A 21,557-nucleotide genomic window follows, 5' to 3' on the forward strand; every position below is an offset into this window, starting at 1 on the left:
TGTGGTTAGTTCTTTTGCTTTTGGGTCTGTTTCCTTTCCCTGAGCTTGAGTTCTAACTACGAACTACTACCAGTTTTTTCTTTCTCTGCAATTTTCAAGGTTCTGGCTGGAATCCTCTCCAGCAGTCTTGCTGTTTTCTAACAGCTAAGGTGCTGAATTATCCTGCTTTTTGAACCGGACTTGGGAGTTTGAAAGCTTTTGTTTGACTCATTCTTCTCGACCGACCTGGGATGACTTCTGTGAGTGCTTTTTTTGTTGGGATTTGGCACTTCTCCAGAAGTAGGTCTCCCTAAAAAGGAGGTGATCCAGCCACACCTTCCGGTACGGCTACCTTGTTACGACTTCACCCCAGTCATCAGCCCTGCCTTCGGCACCCTCCCCCCTTGCGGGTTAGAGTAATGACTTCGGGCGTGGCGAACTTCCATGGTGTGACGGGCGGTGTGTACAAGGCCCGGGAACGGATTCACCGCAGTATGCTGACCTGCGATTACTAGCGATTCCTCCTTCATGCAGGCGAGTTGCAGCCTGCAATCTGAACTGTGCCAAGGTTTCTGAGATTCGCTCTCCCTCGCGGGTTGGCTGCTCTCTGTCCTTAGCATTGTAGTACGTGTGTCGCCCAGGACGTAAGGGCCATGCTGACTTGACGTCATCCTCACCTTCCTCCGGTTTGTCACCGGCAGTCTCGCTAGAGTTCCCAACTTAATGATGGCAACTAACGACGAGGGTTGCGCTCGTTGCGGGACTTAACCCAACATCTCACGACACGAGCTGACGACAGCCATGCAGCACCTGTCTTCTGGTTCCCTAAGGCACTCCCCCCTTTCAGAGAGATTCCAGAGATGTCAAGTCCTGGTAAGGTTCTTCGCGTTGCATCGAATTAAACCACATACTCCACCGCTTGTGCGGGCCCCCGTCAATTCCTTTGAGTTTCACACTTGCGTGCGTACTCCCCAGGCGGGAAACTTAACGCGTTTGCTCCGGCACGGCCCGGGTCGATACAGGCCACACCTAGTTTCCATCGTTTACCGCTAGGACTACTGGGGTATCTAATCCCATTCGCTCCCCTAGCTTTCGTCCCTCAGTGTCAGTTGTAGCCCAGCAGAGCGCTTTCGCCACCGGTGTTCTTCCTGATCTCTACGCATTTCACCGCTACACCAGGAATTCCCTCTGCCCCTACTACACTCTAGCTCTCCAGTTTCCACTGCTTTTACGAAGTTAAGCCTCGCTCTTTAACAGCAGACTTGAAGGGCCACCTACGGACTCTTTACGCCCAATCATTCCGGATAACGCTTGCATCCTCCGTATTACCGCGGCTGCTGGCACGGAGTTAGCCGATGCTTCTTCCTCAGGTACCGTCACTTTCTTCTTCCCTGAGAAAAGGGGTTGACAATCCAAGAACCTTCCTCCCCCACGCGGTCTTGCTCCGTCAGGCTTTCGCCCATTGCGGAAAATTCCCCACTGCTGCCTCCCGTAGGAGTCTGGGCCGTGTCTCAGTCCCAGTGTGGCTGATCATCCTCTCAGACCAGCTACTGATCGTCGCCTTGGTGCGCTCTTACCACACCAACTAGCTAATCAGACGCAAGCCCCTCTGTTGGCGATTAATCTTTTACCTCTCGGCTCATCCGGGATTAGCAGTCGTTTCCAACTGTTGTCCCCGTCCAACAGGCAGGTTCTTACGTGTTACTCACCCGTCCGCCACTAGAATCCTAAGATTCCCGTTCGACTTGCATGTGTTAAGCAGACCGCCAGCGTTCATCCTGAGCCAGGATCAAACTCTCCATTTTGAAGAATCTGTTTTTTTGGCTCTAAAACTTGTTTCTCAAAGTTTTAGAATTTTTTGCTTTTTCAGAAAGTTTGTGTTAAACTCCCCGATTAAGAAGAAATTCTTAAAGACGAGATATATAGAATGTGCTAACTTGGCTTTCAAACTCTTAAGTTGTCCAGGTTCGGCGTGCCGTCTTTGTTTTTCGACACTCTTATTAATCTAACAGCCTTTCTTGGCTGTGTCAACCCCTTTGGAAAAAATTTTTTTGATTATCTTGCAGCCCTTGATTGGAAGGGGTTTGAGATATTTTGGAGATTTAACCCATTTTTGAGATCCCTTTCTTGCTAGGAACGGTTAGTACGCAGAGGGGTAGATTGGGTAAGGTGGCTGAAGGGGAAATGTCTAGTCTCAATCGATCTGAAATGTTGAATTAGGCTGCTCCACAGGTTTTTGATGGCTTACGGAATCTTTCTCGGTGTTGCTGTAGCTAGGGAGGCGACTATAGCATTCTGCTTCAGGAGTTGAGGTAGAAGCTTTTTGAGATCAGAAGGTCATCATGATAAAACTTCTATAGGATTGGAGTTTAATGCAGACTGACTGTTTCTCAATCGTCTAACGGAGGCAAAACTAACGGATATTTTCAGCAATCATTTTGTTTTTATTACAACTTTTGATATTCCTAGCGCCTAACCTGCCAGACTCCTTTGAGGATTTTCGATGTGAACTGACTATAGATATAGTATAGAAGCTCTGAAAATGATTCAGTGGGGTTTAGCGGGTGATCTAAAATCCAATACTTCCTAAAATTCCCCTAAAGGCCCCTATTATGATTAACGATGCTCAAAACCCAGAACTTCAAGCGGAATGGGATTTACTCAATTGCCTATTTCTCAATGAGTCACCGTACCCTTGGAATCCCCCGATGGAGGTTGAAGCTTATTTGTTAAAGCAAGAAGCTCCCGATTTTTTGGTAGAGGCGTTTACCGACGCTGAACTCGCTGAAAGCTCTCAACGGTTTATCGGCCAAATAAATCAGCTTTGGTTAGCCACAAGTTTACAAACCTCCTTATTACAACGTTTTGCCGAACAAATACCCCATGAGTTGTTACATCGGTTGGTACAAGTAACTACTCAGATCACTCAACAAGTTTCTTCACAAAGTCTGTCATTGGCGGATCAATTAGTCTACTGTGTTCAAGAACTACTACCTCAATGGTCAGAGGAAGATTTACAGGTTTTAGCCCGTCCTTTTGCTTATGCAATGCGAGGCGGGAAACTCGAAGAAATGGAAGTAGGTTCCGAGATCGTAGGATCAGTGTGTTGGTCTGAGTTATCGGAGATTGAACAAGCTAGAACTTGTTTCGTCATTGCTCGTTATGCCCTATCAGAGATTTTATCCGCTCAGGAAAACGCTTAATATGGCTTTCCCATAGCTTCGGATCAGCGAATTAAATTTTTTTTGGAAAACCTCTAGTCATGTTCCTGATCCTGTGCTATATTAAAAAATCGTATGGCGAGCGTAGCCAAGTGGTTAAGGCAGAGGATTGTGGTTCCTCCATTCGTGGGTTCGAGTCCCATCGTTCGCCCTTATAAATGACTAACAACCTTATGATCTAGCAGAGATTTTAAGGGAAAACCTAAAATGGATTTAGAAATCATTCCATGAACTCCTTTTTGCGGATGATTAACCACTTGAGTAATTCTAAAATTAGCGGCTAGAGAACATAAAACATAAGCCTCCTCTGCTTCTAATCCAAAGAATTGTTGTAGAACATCAATCATTTGTTTTAAAGCCGCTTCAAACGCTAAATCTAAGGTTTCTGCAAATCCCATAGTAATAATATCCGATGGCGTTTCTGCCAAGGGAGACGTTAACAATATATTTTTATGTAAAATCAGTTTAATTTTACCCTTCATTGACGTTTCAATTGCGGTAACATTTACTTCTCCTTCTCCTTGTGCAGAATGTCCATCTCCAATAGAAAATAACGCACCGGGAACAAAAATGGGTAAGAATAAACGAGAACCCGCTTGCAATTCTGGGTTATCTAAATTGCCGCCATAAATTCCAGGTGGAATGGAAGATCGTTGGGTTTCTGGAGTCGCTACCCCTAGAATTCCAAAAAAAGGTTTCAAGGGAATTTTAATCCCAGAATTAGAAGGAAATTCAGCAATATTTTTCTCTAAATCTAATGGAATAAACCGTAATCGAGATTCAGAAAACTGTTGGGGTAAAGCTCCCCAACCCGTGCGAATTGCATTAAATCCCATTGCTAAACGAGGAGAAATTTCTTTTAATTGAACTTCTAAGACATCTCCCGGTTGTGCTTCTCGGATATAAATTGGCCCCGTTAACAGATGGGAACCTGGCCCTACAATGCGTTCTGGGGGTAAATACTGGCAAATTTCTACTAATTCAGGGGTGAGAAAGGCTTCTGGTGCTTCCTGATAAATTTTGATCCCTGTATAAGTTTCGACTTCAATGGAATCTCCAGAGTTGATCACTAAAGCTGGAGGTAAATTGCAGGAGAACCCCCCTAAATGAACCGTTGTACAAGTCGCTTTGAGTGTATGATGATTCATGGGATTGAAAGGTCGGTTGATCTTAATTAAAACATGAATTTAAACCGATTAAAGCGATTTCACAGATTCAGTCATTTTTTTAAAATTTATGTAATTAGAATATTTGATTTTAATTCAAGCTCTAAATTGTTGTAAATTTACAAAAAAAAAGAGGGCAAAATTCATGACACTTATTTCAGGAATAATACAATTTATAAATAAAATTTTCACGCAACCTATTAGATTAGGTGAAATTACAATTTCAGTTAGTTTAATTATTACTGTCATTATTTCATTGTTAGCTGTTATTTTAATAGCCCGTTTTTTCACTAATTGGTTACGCGATAAATTATTGGTTAAATGGGGATTTGATGAAGGCAGCCGAGACGCAATCGCTACAATTTGTTATTATTTTGTCATTGCTTTAGGGTTTATTATTGTTCCTCAAGCCTGTGGTTTAGATATTCGGTCTTTAAGCTTTTTAGCTGGAGGTTTAGGGATTGGGATCGGTTTAGGTTTTCAGGGATTAGTTCAAAATTTTGTAAGCGGATTAATTCTCCTAATTGAACGTCCGGTTAAAGTGGGAGATTATATTGAAATTGATGATTTAGAAGGAACGATTCGCAAAATATCAATTCGTGCTGCTACGATCTTAACCAATGATGGAATTTCGATTATTGTCCCTAATCAAACTTTAGTCAGTGGAAAAATTATTAATTGGAGTTATGGAAATGTTAATAGTAGAATTCATATTCAAGTTCCCGTTGCTTACGGAAGTGATCCAGTTTTAGTGACGGAAGTTTTATTAGCGATAGCACGCCGAGAATCGAGAGTTTTATCTTATCCCGCACCTCAAGTTTGGTTAAGAAGTTTTGGAGATAGTGCGATTAATTTTGAGCTTTTAGTTTGGATTGATCAACCCAAAGCTAGACTTCCGATCCAAAGTTCATTAAACTATATTATAGAAACTGAGCTTAAAAAAAACAATATTATTATCCCCCTTCCTCAAAGAGATTTATGGATCAAAAACCCTGAAGAATTGAGAACAATTTTTAACCCTCATCCCGTTGCTGTTCATGCTTCTCCCCAAGGTCAATTTTCTGCCATTCAAACGGTTGAAGAGTCTGAGGGTTTAGAGCTAGAATCGGTAAACCCTCTATCCCTACGAGATTTATTAAGAAAAGTCGTTTATTTTGAACAGTTTACCGATTTAGAATTATTAGGATTAATTGAACAAGGGTATCGAGAAACCATAGCATCAGGAGAATTTATTTTTCATGAAGGAGATCCAGGGGATGCCTTTCATATTATTCTTTCTGGTTCAGTAGAAATTATCTCGGAGAAAGTCAACAAACATATTCGCAATTTAAACCCAGGGGACTTTTTTGGAGAACTTTCCTTAATTATGGGAATTCCTCGCACGGCTGCTGTCCGAACCTTAGAAACAACCATTTTATTTGTTGTGGATCGAAATGTATTTCATTATTTTTTATCCAGTTATCCTCAATTAGCAGATCAAATGGCTGGAAAATTAGTAGAACGGAAACAAGAACTACTTGAACGTCAACAACTGTTAAGAGAAATGGGAATTTTAGGGGAGGAGGAAGATTTAGATAACAATCCACTGGTTTGGGTTAGAAAACGGATGAAATCACTCTTTGGAATTTAATTTAAGATTAACTATGAAAATTCAACAGTCTTTATCTTTATTTGGATTAATTTCTGCTTCTGTTATTGTTTCTCCTCTTGTTCATGCACAACCAATTATTCCCGCTAATGATGGAACGGAAACTCAAATCATTCCCCATAATAATCAATGGAATATTCAAGGAGGTCAACGCTCTTCTGATGGATCAAATTTATTCCATAGTTTCCAAAATTTTAATGTTAATACAGGTCAAATTGTTAATTTTATTTCGGAACCCAATATTCAAAATATTCTCGGACGAGTAACGGGGGGTCAAGCTTCAATTATTGATGGCTTAATTCAAGTTATTGGAGGGAATTCCAACTTATTTTTAATTAATCCTGCGGGAATTGTTTTTGGCTCTAATGCGAGTTTAAATATTCCGGCTGCCTTTACCGTGACTACGGCTGATGCCATTGGTTTTGGACAGGGAAATTGGTTTAATAGTATTGGGAATAATAATTGGTCAACCTTAGTGGGAACGCCAAGTGAATTTCAATTTAATTCCCCTCAACCGGGTGCAATTATTAACTTAGGGGAATTGAATATTAATTCAGGACAATCCTTAAGGTTACTGGGAGGAACCGTTATTAATGAAGGCAGTTTAAATGCACCATCAGGAGAACTTTATGTACAAACAGTTCCAGGTCAAAGTTTAGTTAAAATCAGTCAAATAGGTCATGCTTTAAGTTTAGAAATTACGCCTAATTTAACCGCTAATTCTGCATCTATAAATCCGCTTTCATTACCCGAATTATTAACAGGTTCTGGATTAAATTCTGCAACTCAAACAACCCTTAATCAAGCTGGAGAGGTTGTTTTAAGCAATGGATTATCCGTGAATTCAGGGGATGTGATCATGACTTCCGGTGCTACAGTTAATGCTCAAACTGCTAATCTACAAGCCACCAATAATTTAATATTAGCTGAAAATCAACTTTCAACAACAGGTGACTTAAATTTAATTGCTACAAATACCGTTACAATTCGAGATGGACAAATCCCCTTTCAAGCCAATGCTGGAGGTAACTTAACAATTCAAGGCAATCAAAATATTGATATATTAGCTCTCAAATACCCCATTACCCCCTTACAGAGTCAAGAGAATATGACCTTAATTAGTGATGGAATTATTTCAGGAGATGCTCATTTTTTCTCTGGGGGAAATTTTAGCATTTTAAACCTTAGAGGAACCGGAGGAAACTTTGTCACTTTATATGATCCTATTATTAGCTCAGAAGCAGATGTTATTTTTGGAGACTATACCGGATCTTCTTTAAAAATTGAATCCAAAGGGGCAATTTCTGGCGGAAATATTAATATTACAACTCCTGATACTAGCCTGACTAATATAACAGATCCAGATGCAGAAATTCTCAGAAATAGTCCGGCATTGATTCTAAAATCCGGGGTACAAATATTAGCAAATCCGGTTAATTTAGCTCCAGATTCTGAATTCAGAACTGTCGAGGATCAAATTATTTCTAGTCAGAGTAATTTATTCTCAGGAAATAACTTAATTTCTGTGGGTGAAGTGATCACATCAGGGGGGCCAGTTCTCTTAGAATCTGCCAGTGAAATTTTTGTAGATTCTATTCTTCCCCTTAATGAGACAACAAATATTGCGGCTGTGGATGCTGGAATAGAAGGATTAGAAACCGAAATTAATAATAGTTTTGAAAGCGGAAATTTTGAACAAGCCGTATCAGGATTAGAAAACTTAATCAGTTTTGAATATTCTAATTATTTTGGAACCAATTTTAATAGTCCTGAAACTCCTTCATCTCAAATTTCACAAGTCTTATCAAGTTTAGACCAACAAACAAATACCAAGTCTGCATTGATTTATGTTTATTCCAGAGAAAATGAATTGGAAATCGTATTAGTGCGTTCTAATGGTTCGATTTTGCATCGAAATGTTCCCGGTGTCAATCAAAAAATATTAGTCGATTTAATTAAAGAATTTCGATTAGAAATTAGTAGTTCTCGAAAAAATAAACAAGGTGCATACTTAGAAAAAGCACAACAATTATATCAATGGATTATTGCACCTATTGAAGCAGAATTAAAACAAGAGAATATTGAGATTTTAATGTTTACAATGGATGCTATTCTCCGGGGAATTCCTTTAGCGGCACTGCATGATGGCAAACAATTTTTAGTGGAAAAATATGCCTTAAGTTTGATTCCCAGTTTTAATTTAGTCAATACTCAATATCGTTCTACTGCACAAGCCACTGTATTAGCGATGGGAGCCTCCCAATTTCAGGATCAAAACCCCTTACCTGCGGTTCCGGTGGAACTATCAACGGTGACATCTGAACTCAATACTAATCAATATTTTCTCAATCAAGATTTTACCTTAATTAATCTAAAAAATCAATACAAAACCAATCCAACCCCAATTATTCACCTCGCTACCCATGCTGATTTTAAACCAGGAGACGCGAGTAATTCTTATATTCACTTGTGGGATCAAAAACTTCCCTTAAATCAACTTTCTCAATTAGGATTAAGTGATCCAACGGTTGATTTACTCGTTCTTTCTGCTTGTCGAACTGCGGTGGGTGATAAAAATGCAGAATTAGGATTTGCGGGGTTAGCTGTTGCTTCCGGTGCAAAGTCAGTATTAGCAAGTTTGTGGTATGTGAGTGATGAAGGAACATTAGGGTTAATGAGCGAATTTTATCACCATTTAGACACAATGGGTATTAAAGCAAAAGCTTTACAAGCCGCACAAATTGCCATGATTCGGGGTCAAGTTCGCATTGAGGAAGGTCGTTTAATTTTAGTCAATCAAAACCAAGAAATTACCCTTCCGCCTGATCTAAAAAATCTCAATAATGACGAGTTAAACTATCCCTATTATTGGGCAGCATTTACGTTAGTTGGCAGTCCTTGGTAGAAAGAAGTGCTATTGAACTGAAAGTGGGGAAAAATTCGTGCTTCCGCTTTAGCTGCTACTACAAACAGCAGTTGAGAAGGGTGTAAGATTTAAGGGGAAATACTGACCCAGGTAAGCGAGTTCCCAAGCTTGCCATGCTACCCTTATAGAGCCATGACACAAACGCAGCCAAATTCGAGTCAATCAGAGGTAAAGGAATCCTCGGCTTCAGCGTTGATATTGCTAGGGGTAGGATTAGTCGCTCTAGCTTCTACAGCTATATTTATCAAGCTGTCAGTTCGTGAGATTAGTGCTGAAGCGACGGTATTTAATCGGCTGTGGATTGCCACGATTGCCTTTGCAGGCTGGAATGCTTTAGGCTGGGGGCGATCGCCAGAGTCCAACAACACATCCGAGTTAATCAATTCAGGTATAACCTCAGAAGCCGAAAGTTCGACGACAGAGCCCTCCTGGGGCGATCGCCTGCGTTCATTTCCAAAGCTGACCATTTTGCTCCTGGTTTCTTTAGCACTGGTTCACCTGGGAGGACGCTTTTTATGGACATGGTCGCTAACCCAAACGACTGCTGCTAACGGAGCGATGTTAGCGAATATGCCACCGATCTTCACGGCTTTAGGGGGGTGGTTGTTTTTTGGACAGCGCTTTGATCGGCGATTCCTGACAGGATTGACGATCGCTATCGTTGGGGCAGTAGTATTGGTTCTGGGTGACTGGCTACACCCCACCGAAGAACTTTTTGGCCCCACAGCAATTATTGGGGATGGAGCAGCACTGTTGTCCTCAGTGTTTTATGCAGGCAGCTTTCTACTGGTCGAGAAGTTGCGCCAACGACTCTCTACCTCAGATATTTTAGTATGGCGCTGTGCGCTTGGTTTAGTGATTGCAGCCCCTCTCGTTTGGATCATTGATGATGTCATATTTCCCATGAGTACCATAGGCTGGATAGCGGTATTCGGGTTAGCACTGATCAGTGAAGTCACAGGACATGGCTTAATTGTCTATAGTCTGAAACATTTCTCCTCTGCCTTTGTCACCATCGTTTTGCTACTGGAACCTGCACCAACTGCGGCTGTTGCTTGGATCTTTTTTGGTGAATTTCTTCAACCCCTTAACTTTCTGGGGTTCCTGTTGATTTCTATCGGCATTTATTTAGCGAAAACGGGCGAAGGTTCTGCTAGTGCCAATCAGAATGACTCGGCTAGTTCAATCCCATCGGAAGAGCTTGTAGAGGCAGCGATCGAACCCTAACTCAATTTACATGAATTCGACGAGGGTTGAAACTTTAATCTCCACAAAAGTTTCTCACTGATTGCTTTCCCCTATGACACCTTTACACACTTGCATAAACTATGTTAGAAGTATTACTAAGGAATGAAAAATTAATAAATAGATTAACTAGGGTTAGAAAACGAATGAAATCACTCTTTGGAATTTAACATTAACTATGAAAATTAAACATTCTTTATCTTTATTGGGATTTATTCTGAGTTCTGTTATTGTTCCGCCTCTCGTTCATGCACAACCGATTATTCCAGCTAATGATGGAACAGGAACTCAAATCATTCCCAATAATAATCAATTACTCGTAGTTGAATGTAAGCAACATAAATATGATGCTTTTGTACAACTAATTGAGACTTGCTATATATAAGTTTACACTTGTACTTTTTCCTCGGCTCTTAAGCTATTATCAAACCATGATATCCCGTGAACACTCAACGCTCTGAATTCTGTTTAAGCAGGAGTAATTTATATCATGAACGTGTTCGATTGTAAATTCAGGAGAATGCCGCAAATGTGGCATTATAAAATTCGAGCAATTGCCTTGACCGGAATTGTTTGTGTTTTTGTAGTTTGGACTACTCCGGTGCGATCGCAGGAGCAAGACTCCGTTCCCGAAGCCAATGCTGAAGAGGTTGAAGCCGTTCAACCCAGTCCACCTCCCGATCCGCAAGCCGCGACGACAACAACAGAACTTGACATTCTCGTTGATGAACTCAAACTTCTCGTCAAACCCCTTACCCTAGAAGAACTTCAAACTGAAGCCGCCGGATGGATGCTCGTTCTGCACAATAAAGCCAAGGAAATTAGCGTTGCTGAAGTGACAATTAAACGCAAAAATGAAGCGATTGGTCAACAGCAAGAAGCGACTGACGCCTTAGAAACAGCGAAACAATCCCTGGAAGAAGCGGAGAAACTTCAAAAGGGTGCCGTTGCGGGTTCACCGGAATATCAAGAAGCGACTAAAAAAGTAGAAGAAGCGAAAGAACATCTGAAAAAAGCCCAGGAATCTGTTGAAGACGCGAAAACAACCAAAGAAGAATTAAAGCAAGACGAGACTTCACAGCAAGCGTTGGAACAGGCGGAGAAAACCGATACCCTGGAAACAGTCAAACAAATTCTGGATCAAACAAAGGCAGATCGAGATCAGATGATCGCTGGAGATTTTGCTTATGAAGAAGCGACTCAAAAGATCGAAAAGCTAGAAGCTGGGATTAAAGGGTTCGAGGATGCCCAAGAAGCTCAAAAAGGTATCAATCCCCATTCACCAGAATATCAGGTTGCCACTGAGAAAGTCGAACAAGCTTACCAAAGTCTTAAGCAACTCCTTGAAGAGCTTGGTGCTAGTACAACCGACCAATCCTCTCAGCATTTCGACAACGCTACTGCCACCCTGCAAAACACAGAAATTCAACATAACGCCGAGGAGAAAGTTGCGAGTTTACCCGGTGCTGTTGACAACCCCCAGAACCTGCAAAAACAACAGGAGCATTTGGAAAAAACGACGCAACAACTAGAAAAGAGTACGGAAGCAGAGTCAGATGCTAAAAACCAATTGATCGTAACCGTTACCGAACTGCAATCCCAGTTAACGGCAATTGTGGATCGCTTTAACGTGATTTTGGATGAACTCGATAAAAAAGGTGGTGATAGCAAAGCCTACCGCCAATACATTCAAGCAATTACCGCAGTTGAAATTGATACTAAAGATACTGAAGGTGTAGGTTTGCGACTTCTGAGTTGGGCGAAATCTAGTGAAGGGGGTCTTCGCTGGGGTACGAATATCGCTAAGTTTGTCGGTGTTTTAGTAGCCTGCATTATTGTTTCTCAGATTCTCGGCATGGTGACCAACCGACTGCTTTCTCTGTTCACTGGCACATCAGCCATGATGCGTCGGTTTACGGTAATGACGATCAAGCGGGGCGGCGTTGTGATCGGATTTCTCCTGGCTCTAACGGCCCTGGAAGTGAGCTTAGGCCCGGTTTTAGCGTTGCTTGGGGGGGTGAGTTTTGTTTTAGCCTTCGCCCTGCAAAGTAACCTGGGTAACTTAGCCAGTGGCTTGATGATTATGATTTACAAGCCGTTTGATGTGGGAGATGAAATCAAATTCGGTGAAATTTGGGGATATGTAGATTCCATCACATTAGCGAACACAAAAATCCAAGGTTTTGACTCTCAGATCATCTCTATTCCGAATAACACGCTTTGGAGCGAAATTGTCGAAAACTTGAGTCATGGTTCAACTCGTCAATTGAACTTTTGGTTCCGAGTTGGTTTTGATGAAGACTTGGCTAAAGTAGAACTCTTGCTTATAGACATTCTTCAATCCCATCCTCAAGTTTTACCCGATCCGGCTCCCAGTACCTTTGTCTGGAGTATTGAAGACTACTATATTAGTGTCAAGGCTGCTGCATGGACGACAAAAGACAATTTTTGGGTTGCTCACTCAGATCTGATTCGGATGATTCGGAAATGCTTTGATCAAGAAGGGATCAAACTTGCTGCTATCCCCGCATCTATAGAAATATCTGGGGAGGATGACAGTAAAATTCTTGAGGCTGCTCAAGTCACGCAAGATAAAATCTCACTGACAAAATAATTGAGTCCGATCAAGTTGCTTGACGTTTTCCTAATATTTGAGAATTGTTGACCTTCTCAGCCCCTAAAACGCTCAGAAGGTCAACAATTTTTTGGGCAGCCTTTCTAAATAAAACGCATAGTCAAGAGCAACAACATAACCAACTCCATCCGGTAAAGCCTGTAACAAGCTGAGGTGGTAAAATACAACGGCTAGTAACAGACCGCTTAATGCCTCAACAGAAAGTTGTTCAAAGGGCAGAAATAATAACAAGTAAGCCACAGCCACAAAAAACCAAAGCGGGAGTAAGTTTTTGATACTAAAACTGAGTAAGTCCCGCTTAATGTCAATAACAGCATTGAACTGAGAGTATTCTAATCCTGATCCCGTAATGAGATTATCCCTTGTTAAATCTGCGTGCCTAAGTCGCTTGCCTTGAATGCCACCTGCTTTGTTAATTTGGTCAACATAGAGTTGTACCCCTCTGACCATTGACTCACCCACTGTCTCCGTTGCTTTTCCAACTTGGCTTAAAGGAGCAGCGATCGCAATTGTGATAGTTTCTTGATTGCGCTTATTAAAGGTATCAATCCCGATAATCGCCATGACCACTAACAACGCTGTGGCAAGCCAAAGGATAATTTTTCTACTTGGCATTTTAATTCGGTTGGCGTAAAACTTAAGATTTTGCAGTTTATTTACTATTTTACATCTTAAAATGCCCATCTTTAGAAACTATTAAAAATGCGGAATTTCACGAGTTAAAAATTAATAAATAAGTTTTTTTGCTTAGTAGAAATCATGCAAGTTGCTAGTTATTAGCGATCGCTCTAGCCAAAACCCAGTAGATTGATATTGAATCAAATCAGCAGAGGGTAAAAATTTCTTTGGAATTTCCCTCAATCAAATTAAGTAAATTTCTAAAAAACTAATATTCTTTATTGTATCACAATTTTAATTAACATCAACAAAAATTTACAATTAGCTTTTTTCTTATTAGATCATCAGTTATTACCCTGCTATGATCTTGACCGATTATTTAATACTGTGAATTTTGAGCAGGAGCCATCTATGGTGGAAAAAATCTCTAACTCTCAATCTCCGCCTTCAACATCCAATCAAGTCAGAGAAGACAACATCGGAAAACGAGAGAGTTTACTCGGTAATGTCTATTTTGTTCGACATGGAGAAAGTACGAGCAACGAACGCAATATTTTTGCAGGGGTTCTAGATGTGGAACTCACCTCCTTTGGAAAACTACAAGCTCGCCGTGCTGGGGTTGATATTAAGAAACAAGGAGTCAAGTTTGATGCGGTATACGTCTCTCACATGAAACGGGCGCGCCAAACCTGTGAAATTGCCTTGGCAGAAAGTCAAGCCCTGAAATCCCCGGATATTCCCGTTGAAATTGACCACCGGATTAGTGAAAAATCCTTTGGTATTTTTGCAGGGCGGAACTTAAATTTGCTGCGCCTTGCGTTGGGTTATGAAGGCTTCGAGGAAATGTTACATTCCCACAACGAAGCACCGCCCGCCGGAGAAAAAATTGCACAAGTTTATGATCGCGCTGCACGTTTCTATGAGGAAAAGGTTGTCCCTCATCTCGAACAAGGGGAAACGGTATTAGTCGTTTGTCACCAATATGTATTAGAGCCTTTAGCGCTTTATTTAAGCGGTTTACCTCCAACAGCTTATAAACACCTGAAACTTCCCAATGGTAAAGCTCTCAGTGGGGAAGATCTCGTCAAATTTCGAGATAAAGAATCCGGTGGTGCTGCGGCTTTACGAAAAGAAATCAATGATCTTTCCATTATGTGGGCAATTTTGATTTATGCAGTTGCCTTCTTATTGGGAACTTTAGTTCGAGCCATTAGTGCCTCTCCTGCTGCAATTCAGTCCGATATTTTTCGAGCCATTATTGTTGCGTGTCTTGCCGCTTCAACGTTTTACACCTATTTGGATATTGACTTTGCCGCAAGTAAACGAAAAGTTACTTCAACGGTGCAGTATATCGTTTATGGCTGGACAATAGCACGATGGGTAGTTGGGCTATTTTTAATCTTTTCTGGAGGGTTGTATCAAAGCCCAGAGGATTTATATAAAGTCATGTGGGTGCTATTTTGGATGGTACCACCTGCCTTGACTTCCCCCATTTTATCGGTGCTTTGGGGAGGTAATCTTTATCCTTCGGCGGTGTTATCTAAAAACTTATCAATTATCGCACCTTTGGCACTGATTGGAACATTTACGATCGCTAAACAATTACCGATTAACTCTTCGAGTCTGAGCTTTTTCTTCATTATTCTAATTGTGGGTTTAGCAATACCGGGAGCGCTCGCCCAATTTTGGCGCGACAAATCTCCCGTTGAATCCAATCATCACAGTAAAAACTGGAAATTTATCGGTGTTTTAGCTGTTGCATTAATGGCTTTAGTAACAGGGTTTCAGTTTACTCCCGCAACGTTTATTTCCGATTTATTTACGGCAACAGATCCGATGCGATCGTTTGCTTGTTTACAACAGCTTGCTTTAGCCGTATTAATCTTTGTCTCAATGCGGGGTTTAGCTGTATTAACCGCAGTGTTTTCCAAGGGTAAACTCAATAAAGCAGAAGCTCAGGATGCTTATATTCTGCTGGTGAATCCTAACTTTTACCTTTGGGCGGTGCTTTTCCTGGGGATTAGCACAACCGCCAATCCAGAAGCTGTCCGATATGCAATTTTCTGGACTTCATTGGGATTTTTCTGTATCCCTTTAATTGAGCAAATCTTGTTCATGAATGCCTTCGGAAATGACATTTTGAGAGAAACATTACGCTCATCGAGAATGGCAACTGAAAATGTTAAGAAGCTATTCCTTAAATTAGATACGGATGGCAGTAAAACACTGGATCGCGCTGAAATTATGGAATTGTTAGGGCTGATTGAAGATATGACATCAGGAACCCGCAGTTCAGAAGAAGTTAGAAAATATATCACTGATTATCTATTTAACATTCTTGATGCCGATAAAAATGGCACAATCGATTTACAAGAGTTAGAAGATTACATCTCAACTTATGGATTGGTTGCTAACTTGAACGTTGCCCCTGCGACAGCATCTCCAACCTGACAATAGTTGGCTTTGGTCATCTGAGTCATTTCAAGCGATCACTAGGAGATCTTGGATTCTGAGAAGTCCAGAAAAAGTATCCGAGCGATCACTTTTTCTACGACAACAGCTAATATGAAATCCTTAAATGTTTGCTACAAATAACTGAATTGAAGAAGGTCGTTTAATTTTAGTCAATCACAACCAAGAAATTACCCTTCCTTCCGATCTACAAAATCTTAATAATAACGAGTTAAACTATCCCTATTATTGGGCAGCATTTACATTAGTCGGAAGTCCTTGGTAAGATAAAAAATAGAATATCACCCTCTGTAGGGGCGAGGTTTTCTCGCCCTAAAACATACCTGCAATTAATCTAAATTATCAGGCCAGAGATTGCGTTCCTGTAACCATTGTTTATTAAATAATTTAGATTGATAACGAGCACCCCCATCACATAAGACCGTAACAATGGTATGACCCGGCCCCATTTCTTTCGCTAAAGCTACCGCCGCCCCTACATTAATTCCTACAGAACCTCCCATAAATAATCCATCTTTTCTTAACAGTTGATAAATGACCCGTAAAGCTTCATTATCATCTACTAAAATGGCATCATCAATGGGAACATTTTCCATATTTGCGGTGATTCGACTATTCCCAATCCCTTCCGTAATTGAATTTCCTTGAGGATTAATTTCTCCCGTTTTTACATAACTATATAACCCACTCCCCATCGGATCAGCAACAACGGTTTTAATCTGAGGATTTTTCTCTTTTAAAAAGAGCGAAACTCCGGCAAACGTTCCTCCGGTTCCTGTTGCAGCGACCCAAGCATCGACTTTACCATCGGTTTGTTCCCAAATTTCTGGCCCGGTTGTTTCATAATGGGCTAAACGATTGGCTAAATTATCAAATTGATTTGCCCAAACTGCATTTTCCATTTCTGACGCTAACCGTCCTGATAATCTAACATAATTATTTGGATCTTTATACGGAACAGCAGGAACTGGTCGAACTTCGGCTCCTAAAGTTCTTAAGGCTTCCATTTTTTCAGGAGATTGAGTGTCAGGAATAATAATTAAACATTTGTAGCCTTTGGCATTACAAATATGGGCTAATCCGATTCCCGTATTTCCAGCAGTTCCTTCTACAACGGTTCCACCGGGTTTTAGTAATCCTTTTTCTTCTGCATCTTTAATAATATATAAAGCCGCCCGATCTTTCACAGAACCGCCGGGATTTAAAAATTCTGCTTTCCCTAAAATTTCACACCCAGTTTCATCACTGAAACTGTTTAATCGAATTAAAGGGGTATTCCCAATTGTGCCAACAAAACCGTTTTTAATGTCCATGAACAACGTCCTAGTTAAAATTTTGCACTGCGTTTCTTTTATTTTAGGGATTAACTGGACTAGATGATGCTCCGCCCAGCCGAAGGCTATCGCAAACTGTCTGAAGTGTTGTTATTGGGTTGAGGTGTCAGACGTAAATAGGGTTTGACTTCTTGATCACCTTTTACGGTCTGGGTCTGCTAAGATTAGAGTAAAATGAAAAGGGCAATTTATTTAGGATTGCTAAGTAGGTAAACAAAATTAATTACACACTAGGTTAACCTGAAGCTCTTAAAACAAAGGGAAAACCAGAAATCGGATATGCAAATAATTTTGTGTAGGTACTTATAAGTACGCAAACATAATTATTTACACATTTGATGATTCCCAGATCCGGTCTTCCCTTTGTCAACTCGGTAATTTATTTTGCACCAGCACTTATATGAAAATTGGTTATTTAATTCCAGAATGGCCCGGACAATCCCATGTATGGGCCTGGCGTGAAATCTCTCATCTTAGAGAGTTGGGGCTGGATATCACTATTTTCTCAACTCGTCAGCCTAAAGAATTGGGAAAGCATAGCTTTGCCTTAGCTGCTCAGGCTGAAACTTGCTATCTATGGCCACTTAGCATTAGTAAAATCATCCTGAGTTTGACTTGGGCGATAGTACGTCATCTGAAAGGGTTTCTATCTTGTATTCAGTTGGCTTTTACCTTACCTGTAGACAAACAACCATCTTGGAAATCGGTTCTACCATTGATAATTCCGGCTTGTCAATTAGCACAAGAAGTGAAATACAGGCAAATCAAGCACTTGCATACCCCCATACCTGGAAACAGTGCTATTTTGTGTATGATGGTCAAACGGTTAGTAGATTTACCATTTTCACTAACTGTAGTAGCAGCATTTGAGGATTGGGGAGGTGCATTAAAAGAAAAATTTGAGGATGCTGCTTTTGTTACTTTAGTAGCAGAGTGGATGGTGGAAGAGATGCAGAAAGATTTCTCATCACTTGCTCCACAACATTATCATTACATCACCAGGCATGGAGTAGATACCCAAAAATGGATGCCTGATTCTAACAAGAAATTAGATGTTGCTTGTCCAAAGCGAATTTTGAGTATTGGACGCTTAGTTTTTAGCAAGGGCTTTGATATTTTGATAAAAGCGGTAGCAATCGTAAAGGAAAAGGGTGTACCTTTTCAGTTAAGAATTGCTGGTTCAGGTCCAGAACAGCCAAGACTGCAAGCTTTAATCTATGAGTTAGGTCTAAATGAAGATGTTCTTCTGTTAGGTTCTATAGGGGAAGAAGAATGTCTTTCAGAAGCGCAATCTGCCGATTTATTTATACTAGCTTCCCACAAGGAACCTTTGGGAGTCGTCTATTTAGAAGCAATGGCTGCTGAGGTAGCAACGATTGGAACTGCGGCTGGCGGAGTTGTGGAGATTATCACAGATCATGTGAACGGATTGTTGGTACCTCCTTTTGATGTACAGAAGTTGGCAGATGCTATTGTGCAGTTGCTTACCGATGATCTATTTCGTAAGCAACTTGCTAAAGCTGGCCGTCAAACTGTTATCGAAAAGTTTGATAGTCGCTTGGGAGCGGCAACTCTTCACAATCTTATTCTTCAGAGTTCTTATGCAAGACCCGGCAAAGGTATTGAATAAGAACTTGTGTTATTTCCATAGCCGACATCTATTAGCACAATAACCGATCACTCTCCTGTGTCTAAGCTCCTTTAGGGATTAACAGGACTAATGCAAAACCCAGCTTCTCCTTTTTGCATTAAGAAACTGGGTTTTTTCTTGAAGACTCGTTTATTTATTGGGTTGAGGTGTCAGACGTAAATAAGGTTTGACTTCTTGATAGCCTTTCGGGAACTTCTCTTTCAAAACTTCGGGGTCTTTGAGGGAAGGAACAATCACACAATCATCCCCATCTTTCCAGTCCGCAGGGGTGGCGACGCTGTAGTGATCAGTGAGTTGCAGCGAATCAATCACCCGCAGAATTTCATCAAAGTTACGTCCGGTGCTGGGAGGATAAGTTAAGCTTAAACGTAGTTTTTTATTAGGGTCAATAATAAAAACAGTCCGCACTGTAACCGCAGCATTTGCATTCGGATGAATCATGTCGTACAACTCTGACACTTTGCGGTCTGGGTCTGCTAAAACTGGATAATTAACGGTGGTATTTTGAGTTTCGTTAATATCTTGAATCCAACCTTGGTGGGAGTCCGCATCATCCACACTCAACGCAATCACTTTAACGTTGCGTTTGTCAAATTCGGGTTTTAATTTAGCAACGGTTCCCAGTTCCGTTGTGCAAACGGGTGTATAGTCGGCTGGGTGAGAGAATAACACCACCCAACTATCTCCAGCCCAGTCATAAAAGTTAATGTCACCTTCGGAGGATGCTTGAGTAAAGTTGGGTACGGTATCCCCAAGTCGCAGTGTCATAGTTAATGTCCTGTAATTTCAATTCAATCTTGCTTTTTCATCATATCCCAGTTTCCCTATCGGTTTTTAGCAATTTTAAAAAATTTAGCGAGGGTTGTTAACGGTTGACCCTTGACTGTGATTACCTAATCACGGGTTTGGAGTCTATGGTATGGCTTCGCGCTTGGCTTATTTGTACAGAAATTAATCATTTCCCCTCCCTTTTGCCCCTATCCTCATGTCCCCTGTTTTCCCCATGTCCCCTCATTTTTGATAGTCTAAATAGAAATAGAGTCTTGGGAACAAATACAAGAGTGGATATTGTAATTGGTCGGGGCAAGGTTGCCCGCAGAGCGTATGGCATTGACGAAATTGCGTTAGTCCCTGGACAGCGCACCCTTGATCCAGTTTTAGCAGATACAACCTGGACAATTGGTGGCATTGAACGAGAAATTCCCATTATTGCTAGTGCAATGGATGGGGTGGTCGATGTTCGCATGGCGGTGGAATTATCGAAACTAGGAGCATTGGGGGTATTAAACCTAGAAGGGATTCAAACCCGTTACGAAGATCCAGAACCGATTTTGGATCGCATCGCTTCAGTGGGGAAAGATGAGTTTGTCACCCTGATGCAAGAATTGTATGCAGAACCCATCAAACCGGAACTGATTACTCAACGCATTCAGCAAATTAAAAACGGAGGGGGTATTGCGGCGGTGAGTGCCACCCCGGCCGGAGCGAGTAAATACGGCGCTGTTGTGGCTGAAGCTGGGGCTGATTTATTTTTTGTCCAAGCAACAGTGGTGTCAACCACCTTCCTCTCACCAGAGTCTGTGACCCCTCTGGATTTAGTCAAATTTTGTCAAGAAATGCCCATTCCGGTGATTTTGGGCAACTGTGTCACCTACGACATCACCTTAGATTTGCTGAAAGCCGGTGCGGCGGGAATTTTAGTTGGGATTGGCCCTGGTGCAGCTTGTACCTCACGGGGGGTTTTAGGGGTTGGAGTTCCCCAAGCAACGGCCGTAGCCGACTGTGCTGCTGCTCGGAATGATTTCTATCAAGAAACCGGACGTTATGTACCAATTATTGCCGATGGCGGATTAATTACCGGAGGAGATATCTGTAAATGTATTGCTTGTGGTGCTGATGGGGTGATGATTGGTTCTCCCTTTGCCCGTGCTAAAGAAGCTCCGGGACGGGGTTATCACTGGGGAATGGCAACGCCGAGTCCGGTGTTACCCCGTGGAACTCGAATTCGGGTGGGAACAACGGGAACCTTAGAACAAATTCTGCGTGGCCCCGCTCAACTCGATGACGGAACTCATAATTTATTGGGGGCGTTAAAAACCAGTATGGGAACCCTGGGGGCGCAGACAATTCCAGAAATGCAGCAAGTGGAAGTGGTGATTGCGCCTTCACTGTTAACAGAAGGGAAAGTCTACCAAAAAGCTCAACAGTTAGGAATGGGTAAGTAAATTTACGGAGGAGGAGTTCAAGGATTCTTGACAACACTTGTTAAAGAGTCGTAAAAATTACAACTCAACCTGGAATTCTGGGAAATAAAATGTCACAATAGAAGAAGCGGAGACGTATGTTTCCGTTCACTCCTCACACCACACTCCGCCTGAACTTTTGTTCGGGCGGTTTCTTAATTTTAGAAATTAGAACCGACCCGCTTAGATTCGCTTGCTCCTAGGATAAGGATAACTGCTCATTTGTGCAAGTCGTTAGACAAAAATTTTGATAATGGGGTATCAGGTGAGTAATTGTTCAACTGAATATCCTTTTGCGGTAAGATTGGCTTAAGGGTCTGCCTTGAAGAATCCACTTAAATCGAAACGAAATGAATTAAGCCTTGTCCCCATAATAAGGTTGAATTTAATTTTGAAAAGATTTAAGCTCTAATAGAGCC

13 protein-coding genes, 1 tRNA gene and 1 rRNA gene are annotated in these 21,557 nt (G+C 41.4%); 10 read left to right on the forward strand and 5 right to left on the reverse strand.

All coding sequences use genetic code 11. From position 1 onward, the window contains the following. Positions 1-293: 293 nt before the first annotated feature. Positions 294-1,784, reverse strand: a 16S ribosomal RNA gene (locus NMK36_RS26865). A gap of 807 nt (positions 1,785-2,591) precedes the next feature. Here NMK36_RS26865 and NMK36_RS26870 point away from each other — a divergent pair. Next, positions 2,592-3,182, forward strand: a complete 591-nt coding sequence (locus NMK36_RS26870; RefSeq protein WP_254175041.1) for a hypothetical protein — start codon at positions 2,592-2,594, stop codon at positions 3,180-3,182. A gap of 96 nt (positions 3,183-3,278) precedes the next feature. Further along, a tRNA-His gene (locus NMK36_RS26875) sits at positions 3,279-3,351 on the forward strand. 1 nt (position 3,352) lies between these two features. Here the strand turns inward: NMK36_RS26875 and NMK36_RS26880 are convergent. Further along, positions 3,353-4,348, reverse strand: a complete 996-nt coding sequence (locus NMK36_RS26880; RefSeq protein WP_254175042.1) for an acetamidase/formamidase family protein — start codon at positions 4,346-4,348, stop codon at positions 3,353-3,355. A gap of 163 nt (positions 4,349-4,511) precedes the next feature. Here NMK36_RS26880 and NMK36_RS26885 point away from each other — a divergent pair, with 163 nt between their 5' ends. From NMK36_RS26885 to NMK36_RS26905, 5 genes are all read left to right on the forward strand, one after another. Further along, positions 4,512-5,996, forward strand: coding sequence for a mechanosensitive ion channel domain-containing protein (locus NMK36_RS26885; protein ID WP_254175043.1), 1,485 nt, complete (start codon positions 4,512-4,514; stop codon positions 5,994-5,996). Between the two features lie 13 nt (positions 5,997-6,009). Next, positions 6,010-8,919 (forward strand): CHAT domain-containing protein, encoded by a 2,910-nt coding sequence (locus NMK36_RS26890; protein WP_254175044.1) that lies wholly within the window; start codon positions 6,010-6,012, stop codon positions 8,917-8,919. A 129-nt stretch (positions 8,920-9,048) separates the two neighbouring features. Beyond that, positions 9,049-10,167 carry a DMT family transporter gene (locus NMK36_RS26895; protein WP_254175045.1) on the forward strand — a complete coding sequence of 373 codons (1,119 nt, stop codon included), beginning with the start codon at positions 9,049-9,051 and terminating at the stop codon, positions 10,165-10,167. A gap of 196 nt (positions 10,168-10,363) precedes the next feature. Next, positions 10,364-10,570, forward strand: a complete 207-nt coding sequence (locus NMK36_RS26900) for a hypothetical protein (protein WP_254175046.1) — start codon at positions 10,364-10,366, stop codon at positions 10,568-10,570. A gap of 144 nt (positions 10,571-10,714) precedes the next feature. Next, entirely contained in the window at positions 10,715-12,799 is a 2,085-nt protein-coding gene (locus NMK36_RS26905) for a mechanosensitive ion channel family protein (RefSeq protein WP_254175047.1), read from the forward strand. Positions 12,800-12,871: 72 nt separating this feature from the next. On the opposite strand, the gene NMK36_RS26910 is transcribed toward NMK36_RS26905, so the two are convergent. Next, positions 12,872-13,435: a hypothetical protein gene (locus NMK36_RS26910; protein WP_245824175.1), complete on the reverse strand. Its 564-nt coding sequence runs from the start codon at positions 13,433-13,435 to the stop codon at positions 12,872-12,874. Between the two features lie 414 nt (positions 13,436-13,849). Here NMK36_RS26910 and NMK36_RS26915 point away from each other — a divergent pair, with 414 nt between their 5' ends. After that, a complete protein-coding gene (locus NMK36_RS26915) occupies positions 13,850-15,889 on the forward strand; it encodes a histidine phosphatase family protein (RefSeq protein ID WP_083579882.1) in 2,040 nt (679 codons plus the stop codon). A 350-nt stretch (positions 15,890-16,239) separates the two neighbouring features. Here the strand turns inward: NMK36_RS26915 and NMK36_RS26920 are convergent, their stop codons facing one another. After that, positions 16,240-17,223, reverse strand: coding sequence for a cysteine synthase A (locus NMK36_RS26920; protein WP_072717687.1), 984 nt, complete (start codon positions 17,221-17,223; stop codon positions 16,240-16,242). A gap of 421 nt (positions 17,224-17,644) precedes the next feature. On the opposite strand from NMK36_RS26920, the gene NMK36_RS26925 reads away from it, so the two are divergent. Continuing rightward, the gene (locus NMK36_RS26925; RefSeq protein WP_072717686.1) at positions 17,645-18,874 is read left to right on the forward strand and encodes a glycosyltransferase family 4 protein; all 1,230 of its coding nucleotides are present in this window, start codon (positions 17,645-17,647) and stop codon (positions 18,872-18,874) included. A 150-nt stretch (positions 18,875-19,024) separates the two neighbouring features. Here NMK36_RS26925 and NMK36_RS26930 read toward each other — a convergent pair whose 3' ends face one another. Beyond that, entirely contained in the window at positions 19,025-19,663 is a 639-nt protein-coding gene (locus NMK36_RS26930) for a peroxiredoxin (RefSeq protein ID WP_072717685.1), read from the reverse strand. A 293-nt stretch (positions 19,664-19,956) separates the two neighbouring features. On the opposite strand from NMK36_RS26930, the gene NMK36_RS26935 reads away from it, so the two are divergent. After that, positions 19,957-21,120, forward strand: a complete 1,164-nt coding sequence (locus NMK36_RS26935; RefSeq protein WP_072717684.1) for a GuaB3 family IMP dehydrogenase-related protein — start codon at positions 19,957-19,959, stop codon at positions 21,118-21,120. Positions 21,121-21,557 lie beyond the last annotated feature (437 nt).

It is taken from the genome of Planktothrix pseudagardhii (assembly GCF_904830925.1).
In the GTDB taxonomy this organism is placed as follows: domain Bacteria; phylum Cyanobacteriota; class Cyanobacteriia; order Cyanobacteriales; family Microcoleaceae; genus Planktothrix; species Planktothrix tepida.